This window comes from Persicitalea sp. (assembly GCF_041751555.1).
Taxonomy (GTDB): Bacteria; Bacteroidota; Bacteroidia; order Cytophagales; family Spirosomataceae; genus Persicitalea.
The window spans coordinates 1-11389 of sequence record NZ_JBGSXF010000210.1; the positions used below are offsets into that span (position 1 = coordinate 1).

The 11389-nt window shown below is 50.6% G+C and carries 15 protein-coding genes and 1 pseudogene; 13 read left to right on the forward strand and 3 right to left on the reverse strand.

The features are described from left to right. Positions 1 to 323 (reverse strand): annotated as a pseudogene (locus ACEW8P_RS07525) (ATP-binding protein); the annotation flags it as partial. 150 nt (positions 324 to 473) lie between these two features. Here ACEW8P_RS07525 and ACEW8P_RS07530 point away from each other — a divergent pair. The 4 genes from ACEW8P_RS07530 (at position 474) to ACEW8P_RS07545 (ending at position 2925) form a co-directional block, all read left to right on the forward strand. After that, complete coding sequence (locus ACEW8P_RS07530) at positions 474 to 1319, forward strand: amidohydrolase family protein (protein WP_373512478.1); 846 nt, start codon at positions 474 to 476, stop codon at positions 1317 to 1319. 109 nt (positions 1320 to 1428) lie between these two features. Continuing rightward, entirely contained in the window at positions 1429 to 2049 is a 621-nt protein-coding gene (locus tag ACEW8P_RS07535; RefSeq protein WP_373512479.1) for an amidohydrolase family protein, read from the forward strand. Between the two features lie 88 nt (positions 2050 to 2137). Then, entirely contained in the window at positions 2138 to 2515 is a 378-nt protein-coding gene (locus tag ACEW8P_RS07540; protein WP_373512480.1) for a DUF5618 family protein, read from the forward strand. 32 nt (positions 2516 to 2547) lie between these two features. Next, the gene (locus ACEW8P_RS07545; protein ID WP_373512481.1) at positions 2548 to 2925 is read left to right on the forward strand and encodes a DUF5618 family protein; all 378 of its coding nucleotides are present in this window, start codon (positions 2548 to 2550) and stop codon (positions 2923 to 2925) included. A gap of 53 nt (positions 2926 to 2978) precedes the next feature. On the opposite strand, the gene ACEW8P_RS07550 is transcribed toward ACEW8P_RS07545, so the two are convergent. Both ACEW8P_RS07550 and ACEW8P_RS07555 read right to left on the reverse strand, forming a co-directional pair. Then, positions 2979 to 3386, reverse strand: a complete 408-nt coding sequence (locus ACEW8P_RS07550) for a hypothetical protein (protein ID WP_373512482.1) — start codon at positions 3384 to 3386, stop codon at positions 2979 to 2981. A 45-nt stretch (positions 3387 to 3431) separates the two neighbouring features. After that, positions 3432 to 3710 (reverse strand): hypothetical protein, encoded by a 279-nt coding sequence (locus ACEW8P_RS07555; RefSeq protein WP_373512483.1) that lies wholly within the window; start codon positions 3708 to 3710, stop codon positions 3432 to 3434. A gap of 220 nt (positions 3711 to 3930) precedes the next feature. On the opposite strand from ACEW8P_RS07555, the gene ACEW8P_RS07560 reads away from it, so the two are divergent. From ACEW8P_RS07560 to ACEW8P_RS07600, 9 genes are all read left to right on the forward strand, one after another. Further along, a complete protein-coding gene (locus ACEW8P_RS07560; protein WP_373512484.1) occupies positions 3931 to 4845 on the forward strand; it encodes a TIGR01777 family oxidoreductase in 915 nt (304 codons plus the stop codon). Between the two features lie 10 nt (positions 4846 to 4855). Next, positions 4856 to 5539 carry a HupE/UreJ family protein gene (locus tag ACEW8P_RS07565; RefSeq protein WP_373512485.1) on the forward strand — a complete coding sequence of 228 codons (684 nt, stop codon included), beginning with the start codon at positions 4856 to 4858 and terminating at the stop codon, positions 5537 to 5539. 13 nt (positions 5540 to 5552) lie between these two features. Further along, positions 5553 to 6182 (forward strand): hypothetical protein, encoded by a 630-nt coding sequence (locus ACEW8P_RS07570; protein ID WP_373512486.1) that lies wholly within the window; start codon positions 5553 to 5555, stop codon positions 6180 to 6182. A 31-nt stretch (positions 6183 to 6213) separates the two neighbouring features. Beyond that, positions 6214 to 6771, forward strand: coding sequence for a hypothetical protein (locus ACEW8P_RS07575; protein ID WP_373512487.1), 558 nt, complete (start codon positions 6214 to 6216; stop codon positions 6769 to 6771). 54 nt (positions 6772 to 6825) lie between these two features. Then, a complete protein-coding gene (locus tag ACEW8P_RS07580) occupies positions 6826 to 8484 on the forward strand; it encodes an amidohydrolase family protein (RefSeq protein WP_373512488.1) in 1659 nt (552 codons plus the stop codon). 64 nt (positions 8485 to 8548) lie between these two features. Beyond that, a complete protein-coding gene (locus ACEW8P_RS07585) occupies positions 8549 to 8722 on the forward strand; it encodes a hypothetical protein (protein ID WP_373512489.1) in 174 nt (57 codons plus the stop codon). Next, entirely contained in the window at positions 8677 to 10029 is a 1353-nt protein-coding gene (locus ACEW8P_RS07590) for a sodium/proline symporter (protein WP_373512490.1), read from the forward strand. The genes ACEW8P_RS07585 and ACEW8P_RS07590 overlap by 46 nt, the downstream gene beginning before the upstream one ends. Positions 10030 to 10121: 92 nt before the next feature. Further along, complete coding sequence (locus ACEW8P_RS07595) at positions 10122 to 11027, forward strand: hypothetical protein (protein WP_373512491.1); 906 nt, start codon at positions 10122 to 10124, stop codon at positions 11025 to 11027. A 36-nt stretch (positions 11028 to 11063) separates the two neighbouring features. After that, on the forward strand, positions 11064 to 11389 hold a 326-nt coding region (locus ACEW8P_RS07600), incomplete at its 3' end, for a sulfatase-like hydrolase/transferase (RefSeq protein WP_373512492.1).

Sequence of the window (11389 nt, forward strand, 5' to 3'; positions counted from 1 at the left end):
CCGTCCATGATACCCATGCCTTTGGGGGCGCTGAGGCCCGTGACCCAGTTGGCGTCGATGATTTGCCCGTCGGTGCCGACTTTCGCGACGCCGCCTTTGCCGTCATTGTCGCCGCCTTGTCCATCAATGAGCGACACGTACAAAGTACCCTCGTGAAGCAGCACCGATTCGGGGGTCATCAGTGTAGTATCGGTCGCCCAGATTTGTTCGAGCGATGCCTCGGCCACGGCGGTAGAGTCCATGCCGTCGCCTTCGTCATTTTTCGTGTCACAGGAGGCAAATAGCCCCAGCGAAGCCAGCAAGATGAATGGTTTGATGTTCATAGTTTGGGTAGTTAGAGAAAAGTGAATAAGAATTTATGGGTGTTAAAACTACCAAAGCTACGGGAATCCTTTTTCTAACCCGAAGCCATGATTAATCTTTGAAAGGCTTATATTTGGTTTCGTTCCGATCTTCTCCAAACACATACATCTATGCTTCTTCGCTTTACCTGTCTTCTTACCTTTGTGTTCATGGCCAAAACCAGCTTGGCCCAATCCTACGATATACTAATAAAAAACGGCCGCATCATCGACGGCACGGGCAATTCCTGGTACTATGGTGATGTAGCGGTACAGGCCGGAAAAATCGCCGCCATCGGCAAGCTGGACAGAGCCAAGGCCAAGCGAATCATCGACGCCACGGGGTTGGTCGTCGCTCCCGGCTTCATCGACGTCCACACGCACATCGAGGGCAACGAAATGGTGACGCCCACGGCCGACAACTTCATCCACGATGGTGTCACGACGGTCGTGACGGGCAACTGCGGTGGCTCTAGTCTGAATATGACGAAGTACTTCGCCCGGCTGGATTCCGTAAAAACCTCCATTAACGTCGCTTCTCTCATCGGCCACAATACCATCCGCCGGGCCGTCATGGGCGACGCGCAGCGCGACCCCACCGCCGAAGAACTCGCCCAAATGGAAGAACTGGTTGAGAAAGCCATGCAGGACGGCGCGGTCGGCTTATCCACTGGCTTGATCTACGTGCCGGGTACTTACTCCAAAACGCCCGAGGTAGTGGCTCTCGCCAAAGCCGCCGCCAAGCACGGCGGCGTGTACGCCTCGCACATCCGCGACGAGGGCGACAACGTGACCGAAGCCGTCAGCGAAGCCATCGCCATCGGTCGCGCCGCCAATATGCCCGTCGAGATTTCGCACTTCAAAGTGACCTACAAGCCCAACTGGGGCCGCTCGGTCGAGACGCTGGCCTTGGTCGATAATGCCCGGAAAGAAGGCCTGGACGTGACGGTGGATCAGTATCCCTCCCTACGTCGCTAGCAGCACTTCACTGGACACTGCACTGCCAACCTGGGCGTTTAGCGGGGGACGCGATTCGCTGCACATCCGGTTGCATGATCCCGCCACCCGAAAAAAGATCAAGGAGGAAATGGCCGCCAACATTAAAAGGAAGCAACTCAAAAGCTACTCGTACGCGCAGGTAGCCCGCTACGCGCCCGACACCAGCTACAACGGCAAGAATATCAGCGAAATCAACCTGTTGAAGGGCCGCAAAACCAAGCCCCTGGAAGAAGCCGAAACGATTCTGGAAATGATAGAGGCCGTCAGCCGTACCCAAATGGTCTATTTCAGCATGAATGAAGAAGACCTGACGCGCATCATGCAGTACCCCTTCGCGATGATCGCCTCCGACGCGGGTATCGCCAAATTCGGCTCGGGCATGCCGCACCCCCGCGCCTACGGCACCAACGCCCGCGTGCTGGGCCGCTACGTCCGCGACCAAAAGGTCATCCGCCTCGAAGAAGCCATCCGCCGCATGACCTCGCTGCCCGCCCAAAAATTCAACCTCCGTGATCGAGGACTACTCCTGCCCGGCATGGCGGCCGACATCGTCGTTTTTGACGAAGCTATCGTCGGGGATGCAGCGGAATTTGCGAAGCCTCACGTTTATTCTGTGGGGTTTGAGTATGTACTGGTGAACGGGGAAGTAACGGTGGATGAAGGGAAGCACACAGGGGTACGAAACGGGGAGACGTTGGCGGGGCGATGAAACTGACAGCCAAGTACTTTGGTTGAGGCTTTATTACTACATTTGGAACACGAGGCGAGGAACACTTTTTGCAAAACCAATCATCATCATGGATCAAATAGAAGAAGCTAAGCGGTACATCGATAATGCACGCGAAATTTTGAGCGAGAAAGCGCAAAAGCAGGATGGGTACTACTATGACGCCAAGTATGTGAGGATGGCAGGTAACACGGCCTACAATGGGATTTTAGTTGCCTTGGACAGTTTCTTGGGCAAAAAAACAAAAGGCCGTAAGGATGTCACTTGGTATAAGCAGGGTTTAGCAAAAATGGATAAGAAAATCTTGAATTCATTTGACGCAGCCTATAGTACTTTACATTTGGCTTTGGGTTACGATGGCAACCCTAGTGCTGACGTGGCTAAAGCGGGATTAAAAGAAGCCGATAAAATTATCGACTGGGTCGAGCAGCGCATGGCGGTTGCTTGATAATCAGCTAAGTCCCTAAGATTTTTATTGCGATGGATCGAATTGAAGAAGCCAAACAACATTTGTCCAACGCCCGTGAAATGTTGAGCGAGAAAGGACGGAAAGAAGACGGTCTTTATAAAGACATCAAATACGTCAAGATGGCGGGCCACACTGCTTACGCAGGTGTATTGGTAGCACTAGATGAACTCCTGGGCAAGAAAACCAAAGGCCGGAAAGATGTGGAATGGTACAAGCAGCAATTGGCAGAGCTTGACAAAAAGCTGTTTCTTTCCTTCGTGGGTGTGTACGACACGCTGCATTTATCAATGAGTTATGATGGGAATCCGGTGGCTGGATCGGCGTTGGCGGGATTGGAGGAGGCGGCGAAGATTATTGATTGGGTGGAGCGGCGGAGGGTTGCGGCTTAAAATCCTAGTGAAATTTTTTGATCTGCTAGTAATAGGGTGAGCAAGTACTTGAACTACTTCAACTTCGCATTTTTTGCCTTCACCAAATCATAAACTTGTATTCCGTTTGCGCTGGCGTAGTCAAATAGTCTAGAATCCGAGGTTATCAAAAGTTCACAGGTGCTTGCTTTCTCCAAAATAAGTGAGTCAGTCAAACCCAGGTGATAAAACTCATACTTTGAAATTGCTTTGTCTGATGAAATATACGTTTCAGTGGTAAGCTCAATTAAATCAGCAAAAATTGAAATATAGCTGTATTTATAATTCCCCGAAAAGCCATTTAGAAGATTGTCAACTTCTGTCCAAACATTTGGAAGGACAACAATTTGCTCTAAACTCCCAATCACGTTTTGCAGCTCGGAAAAATCATCTTCGTCGTAGATAGAGGTTCTTTTATGGGTTTTAAAAAAGTTTAGGGTCAATCAAGCCTATCACCAAGACCACAAGCGCGTTTGAATCGATTATCTTCATCCTGCCATATCATACAGATAGAAACCAGCAAGTTCTCCATTTTCGTCAAGGTTGACCTTCTTATATAACCTGATGTGTTTTAGTGTGATATCGGCAAAGAGGCTTGTAGGTGCAGGGTTATTTCTTACAAGGTAGGATACGATAAGTTCCCAGATTTTTTCATCCTCTTTATATACGGCTTGCTCTAGTCTAAAATCTGGGTCATCAAGCGTCGATAAATCTTTCAATTGAGTCGATGCGCTATGTAGCAAATCTTTTAGAGTCATGGTTTTCATATTTATCATCGATAGATTTTGGGTGAACTAATATGTGCAACGAATGCCACCGGATGGCTACGTACTTATGCATAAATTTTTGTCGATCTCAAATAACAAATAAAGTCCTATTTTTGTCGAAACAGCTGAAAACAGAGTTGTTTGGAGACAAAAGCTGATATCTTCCGCCTACCATACCCACGCGTCGATTACCTTTGCATTGTACCTCACACCCACACTAATGCAAAAAGTACTCATCTTCGGCGGAACCGGATTTATCGGATTAAGCCTCGCCGATCATTTATTGAGTAAAGGTCTGCGCCCTGTCTTGGTAGCCCGCAAGAAGCCTGCTGATTCAGTAGAACATGATTTCATTGCGTGGGATGCCATTTCAACCGGAGAATGGATAAATGAACTCAATGGCGCGAAGGCAATTGTAAACCTGACGGGTAAAACCGTCGATTGCATCAAAACTCCCGACAACTGCGATTTGATTCTCCGGTCGAGGGTGGATTCCACCAAGACCATCGGCCAGGCGATGAAGCTAATCGATAATCCGCCGAAGATTTGGGTACAGATGTCGACTGCACATATCTACGGTGATCCGCCCGCGCAATTGTGTACCGAGTCATCCTCTACGGGCTACGGATTGGCCCCCTTTGTGGGCAAGTCCTGGGAGAAAGCATTTTATGAGTCGCTCCCGGACGATACCAGGGGCGTGGTACTTCGCACAAGTTTTGTGATTGGACGCAACGGTGGGGCTTTGGCCAGCTTGAAACAAATCGTAAAACTAGGTCTGGGCGGTACGGTCGGTGACGGAACGCAAGGAATGAGCTGGATTCATGAATACGATATGAATGAGATCATTTACCAGTCGATCGTCAATGATTCATACGAGGGAATGTACATTTCCAGCGCTCCCAATCCGGTATCAAATAAGGTTTTCATGCGACTGATGCGGAAGAAAATGAATGTTCCGATTGGTCTTCCTGCGCCCGAGTTCATAATTAGAATTGGGGCAAAGCTTCTGTTCCGAACCGATCCTGAACTGGTACTTTACGGGCGGTACGTGAAATCCGAGCGGATTGGACAGGCAGGTTTCCGATTTAAGTACCCAACTCTGGATGAAGCACTCGATGACCTTATTGACGCATAAGTTAGACTACATGAAAAAAACTCTTCCTCTCATTTCAGTACTTCTCTTTTTCCTAACGGGCAGCGCCGTTTTTGCCCACGGGGTAGACGAACAGACCAAAGCTTTCTTGTTGGGAAACGAAGGTGCGGCATTCTTCCCGTTCCTCTACATTGGGGCCAAACACATGATTACGGGCTATGACCATCTTTTGTTTTTGGTGGGTGTCATTTTCTTTCTTTATCGGCTCAGGGACATTTTAATCTACGTCAGTTTTTTCACGATCGGTCATAGTTTGACGCTGTTGCTAGGCGTGCTGAGCCACATTTCAATCGACGCCTACTTGATCGACGCCATCATTGGCTTTTCCATTGTCTATAAGGGTTTTGATAATCTGGATGGCTTCAAGAAAGTATTTGGTTTTGAGCCAAATGCGAAGGCTGCCGTCTTGATCTTCGGCCTTTTCCATGGTTTTGGACTGGCCAGCAAACTGCAAGAGTTTGAACTTGGGCAAGATGGGCTGTTGACTAATCTGATTGGTTTCAACGTCGGGGTGGAAGTCGGGCAGTTCATTGCCCTCGCTTTTGTGCTGATCATTATCAGTATCTGGCGGCAATTTGATAGCTTTAAAAAATTCGCCACCGTCACCAACACCCTGCTCATGGCCGCTGGTTTCACCCTCATCGCCTACCAACTCACCGGATATTTTCTCCAATAAAATCAGCCATAAAATGGAAAATGTTAGTTCGCCGCTCTTGAATAAAAAGCAAATTCTGACCGCTACTCTGGTTGCCCTGGTTCTGGGTGCCTTTCTTTTTGTGGCCGCCGTCTTGCCCGCAGAATATGGCTCCGATCCGCTGGGGACGGGGAGGTTGCTGGGATTCAGCGGGCTCCATCAGGCAGATGGCCCAAGCGAGATTCCTACGGTTGAAGCAAGCGCAGTAGTTTTTCCTATTCTGAAAAAGGAAGACCTGGGTTCGGAGCCAGATGTTCCCATGCCGAAGGAGGCTAATAATCCGCCGCCTGTGCAGCAATACGCGGAGCGGCAGGATAGTGTGTCGGTGCGGGTACCAGCAGGGAACGGGATTGAATACAAAGTGAAGGTCCTCAAATACGGTGCTCTCAAGTACGAATGGGTCACTGACCAGGGCGTGCTTTATTCTGATTTTCACGGGGAAGTCAAGGAGGCGACGCCACCCAAGGAAGAGTTCTTTCTCAGCTACACGATCGCTTATTCCAACAACCTGATCGGCACGTTTTTGGCTCCCTACGAAGGTAGGCACGGCTGGTATTTTAGGAATAAAACTGATAATGATATTGTAGTCAGTCTACGTTTGAGCGGGCAATATGAATTGGAGTAAGATTTTGATTGACCAAAACCTAATACCAACAATGGACATCTACTACTCAGCAAGGACTGGCTTCGGGGCAGAATATGATGAATACGGGCTGGGTTGGGAGCGCTATGCAAAATGGCAGGCTATAACCCGGCTCGAGGTCATCACGGTGGATGGTTTGCTCAACCAATCCCTGGTCGGGATAGATAGTAATAATTCGGACTACTGGGACAATAGGGTACTACATAATGAATATTTGAGTGAATTTTTCAAGTCGCTTGATTACGTGCTGAGCAAAGTTCCAACCAAAGCACGATTCAATCTTTTGGCTGTATCTGTTGAACCGACGGAAGACTGCGGAAAAATTCCGCTTAAAGATTTCGAGTTTGTAGGCTATGATTTGCTGGATCGGGAAGGAGGTATAAGTTCGTTAACCAATTGCAATGGTTTTATCATTTCCTATACCCAGGACGACCTCAACCAGTATGGCCTGTTAAAAGAGTTTGAGAAAGCATACGACACGAAGGTGAAGCTCTTAGAAAATAACCTCGGCCACGGACACGAAGACACGGATGTAGTCGCCCTGTGGAGGCATAAAACAATCGGGCGGTAGCCGCGAAATAACTGACGGCCACTTGTTTCTTTCTACCAACTCTCTATTGCCTCAATGAAATATTTCTCCGCTTTACTCTTATTTTCCTGCTTAGCTACAAGTGGATACGGCCAAACCTACGACGTCGTGATTCGCAACGGTACGCTTTACGACGGAACCGGGGCTGCGCCCACGGTCGGCGATCTGGCGCTGCGAGGCAGTAGAATCGCGGCGGTGGGAAAATTTCCGGGCCGAGGCAAGCGGGAAATTGATGCGCGTGGGATGGCGGTGGCTCCGGGTTTTGTGAATATGCTTAGCCACGCCTACATTTCTCTTCTCCGCGACGGGCGGTCACTCTCGGATATTAGGCAAGGCGTGACGCTAGAGGTTTTTGGTGAAGTCTCGATGGGGCCGCTTTCCGAAAGCATGAAAGCGGAGATGCAGCAGCAGCAGGACGAGGAAAAATTCGACATCAGTTGGACGACCCTCGGCGAGTTTATGCGTCATCTTGAGCAAAAGGGGGTAGCCACCAACTTTGCTTCTTTCGTCAGCGCCTCCGAAATCCGGGAACACGAACTGGGGCAAATCAACCGGCCTCCCACACCCGTCGAACTCGAACGCATGAAGGCACTGGTGGCCCAGGCCATGGAAGAAGGGGCGATGGGGCTGACGACCGCGTTGATTTACGTCCCCGCCACCTTTGCCAAGACCGACGAACTAGTGGCCCTGGCTCATGTTGCTAGGCAGTACGGCGGTATTTTTACGGCCCATATGCGCAGCGAGGGTGATCGGCTCGAAGCCGCCGTGGATGAAATGATCGAAATTAGAAAAAGGGCAATGATTCCGGTAGAAATTTACCACCTGAAAGCCGCCGGAAAGGCTAACTGGCCGAAGCTTGACCGGGTGATCGCCAAAATCGATAGCGCACGCCGGGCGGGACTATTCATCTCGGCCAATATGTACAACTATACCGCCGGAGCTACCGGACTCGATGCGGCCATGCCACCCTGGGTGCAGGAAGGCGGCCTGCAAGCCTGGCGGGAACGACTGCAAGACACGGAAACACGGCAAAAAGTAGGCAAAGCTATGACCGAACCCGCCGGAGATTGGGAAAACCTGGCCCTGGCGGCCGGACCGGAAGGGATGATTTTGCAGGGTTTCAAGCAGGATTCTTTACGGAAGTACGTGGGTAAAACCCTCGCCGAGGTAGCCGCCCAACGCGGACATTCCTGGTACGAAACTGCGATGGATTTAGTAGTGATGGATGACTCGCGGGTCGGGACGGCTTATTTTCTGATGTCGGAAGAGAATGTAAAAAAACAGATTGCCTTGCCGTACTTGAGCTTCGGTTCGGACGCGGCTTCGATCGCGCCGGAAGGCAGCAGTCTCAAGCGTAGTCCGCACCCGCGCACCTACGGGAATTTTGCCCGGCTCCTGGGCAAATACGTCCGTGAGGAGAAAGTCATTTCGCTGGCTGAAGCCATCAGTCGGCTGACCATGCAGCCTTGCAGTAATCTGGATATCCCTGACCGAGGCGCCTTGAGAACTGGGTATTTTGCGGACGTGGTCATCTTCGATCCAGCCCGCATCGGCGACCGCGCTACCTTTGAACAACCTCATCAACTCGCTGAGGGCGTGATCGATGTCTTTGTCAATGGCACGCAGGTTTTGAAAAACGGAGAGTCTACCGGAGCCATGCCCGGCCGGGCAGTGTACGGTCCGGGGAAAAAGTAAGGTACCTTTGCGCTCTCTCAAATTGTGAGGAACCCTCCTCCGAACCAAAAAACACTAAACCCTCATGCTCACCAAAATAGTCGTCCTTGCCCTGTACGTTGCCATCCTTTTCCTGATTGGCATCGTGGCCTCCCGACGGATCAAGAGCATGAGCGACTTTTACGTGGGGGCAAGAACCTGGGCTTCTGGGCGGTGGCCTTCTCGGCCCGCGCCACGGGCGAGTCGGGCTGGCTACTGATCGGGCTGACGGGAATGGGGGCGTTGGCGGGGCTGTCGGCTTATTGGGTCGTGGTGGGCGAGGTACTTGGCGTGGTCATTTCGTGGTGGTTTATGGCCAAGCGATTCAAACGTCGATCGGACGCCTACGAGTCCATTACCATTCCCGACTACCTGCAAAGCCATTTCCAAAGTACCACCCACACACTGCGCATCATCGCGGCTTCGGTTCTTTCGGTGTTCGTTATCATCTACGTGAGTTCGCAAATTGACGCCACAGGCATCGCCTTCGAGTCGCTGCTGGGCATGAACTACTACGCGGGGGCGCTGCTGGGCTTCACCATCGTGCTGGTTTATATCTTCATCGGTGGTTTCGTAGCGGTAGTGTGGTCCGACTTCTTCCAGGGCCTACTGATGTTCTTTGGCCTGGTGCTACTGCCCATCGTCGTTTGGTTTTCGATGGATCGGGGGCAGGGAATCATTGCCGGACTCGACCGCATCGACCCCGCGCTCACCCATCTTTGGGGAGGTAGCGACGACGTGTGGATGAACGTGTTCACCATGTTAGGGTTTGCCATGATTGGTCTGGGCTTTCTGGGTTCGCCGCAGGTGTACGTCCGCTTCATGTCGATCAAGAGCGAGTCGGAAATTGATAACGGAAAGTGGGTCGCGGCTATTTTTACACTGCTGACCGACGCATCAGCGGTGACGATTGGCATTCTGGCCCGAATCATTTTTACCGAGCCGGGCCAGAACCCGGAAACGATATTTGGCATCGGCGCAACCGACGTTTTGAAATTAATGACGGAAAATTTCTTGCCGAATATACTGGTAGCCATCTACGTAGCCATCGTACTTTCGGCTATTATGAGTACCATCGACTCGCTCTTGGTACTTGCTTCCAGCGCCATTACCCGCGACTTTTACCAAAAGATTTTCCGTCCCGATTTGAGAGACGAGGACTTGACCACCCTCTCCCGCTGGGTAACCCTGGGCATGGCATTGATTGCCTTGGGGCTCGCGATGCTGACCGCTATCCTCTCTCCGGACCGCCAAATATTCTGGACCATTATTTTTGGGTGGTCAGGCATCGCGGCGACTTTCTGTCCGGTGGTTATCCTCACGCTTTTCTGGCCGGGCTATACCGAAAAAGGAGCCATTGCCACCATGATCGCGGGCTTTTTATGCGTGCCATTGTTTAAGTTTGTCTTTCAGGAAATGGACACGATCGGGCCGTATTTGGTAAAACTGGACGTGTTAGCGCCATCCTTTTTAATCGCTATGGTGGTGGGAGTACTGGTTTCAAAAGGATCATCTGCTGGAAAATAGTTTAGGAAACTTACTCCCCTTATATAGTAGTTCGGCAAGTATTTGCCAGCATTTACATTAAAAATTGAGCCATAATTTCTTATCTCATAATCATGATCGTGCCCAAAAAATTGAATGCCAGCTATCACGTTATTTTTGCAATATTTCTATTAACGTCCTGCCAGCCTGGTAAGGACTCATCTTCCAGCGGTGAAGGAGAAAACGCTTTGGCCAGGGCACCTGACAGTTGGGTCGATGATCGGGTAGAGCAAGCAAAAACCAGACTAGAAGCCAGTGACGCAGGAAAGGTAGTCTGGGCGGCGATGAATGCGCATGGCGGACTGGCCAACTGGTATCGACAGGGGCCCATTGCTTTTCATTTTAATTACCAGCCCCAGGATGAAGGCAGTCCCCGAAATACCTACCAGGTTGTGGATCAATGGAGCAATCGGGCGATCCATTACGCCGTGGGCGATAGCGCTTCAAGATTTGGTTGGGATGGGAAGCAGGCGTGGGTAGTAACCAAAGATACCGCTACCTTTCCCTTCAACACCAGATTTTGGTCGCTGACGCCTTACTACTTTATGGCACAGCCCTTTGTGTTGGACGGGGAAGGGGTCAATCTTGAACTATTGAAACCCATTTCCTACGAAGGCAAGCCAAACGACGTAGTGAAAGTTACCTTTGCCGACGGGACAGGGGACGCTCCGGGGGACTATTATATATTGTATTTTGATCAGGAAACCCATCTTTTACGGGTCATTCGGTACATCGTCTCTTATCCTGGGTACTTCAAGGACGGTGGACACATGCCCGAGAAATTTATGTCCCTCGAAGGTGAGCAGAATGTTGCGGGATTTCATTTCGCGAAAAGCTACCGAACTTACTGGCTGCAGGACGATGGTACGCCCGGCGAGTACATTACGAAAATTGATTTGTCGGAAATCTCCTTCAAACCTGATTTGCCAAAAAACTTTTTTAATAAGCCGGAAGGGGCAACCGTATCGGAAGGGCTTTAAAAATAGCACCCCATCATTAAATTGTTTGACTTAAAAATGACTTTATCTAGACTTCGCAATTTGGCTTTTGTGGCCATTTTGTCAGGAACTTTCAGCTGTTCTCCATCACTCGCGCAGGACAAAGTAAACGCTGCCCAACCGAACCGCACCGGCGGCCCGGCGGCCCGACCCAACATCATTTTTATTCTGGTCGATGACATGGGTTGGGGAGACCTCGGCGTATTTTGGCAAAAGCAGCGTATGAAAGCCAACGACCGCAGTGAACCTTGGCAGTTTACGCCCGCACTCGATAAAATGGCTGAATCGGGCGCCATGCTCACCAATCACTACTGTTCGGCTCCGGTTTGTGCTCCTTCCCGCGC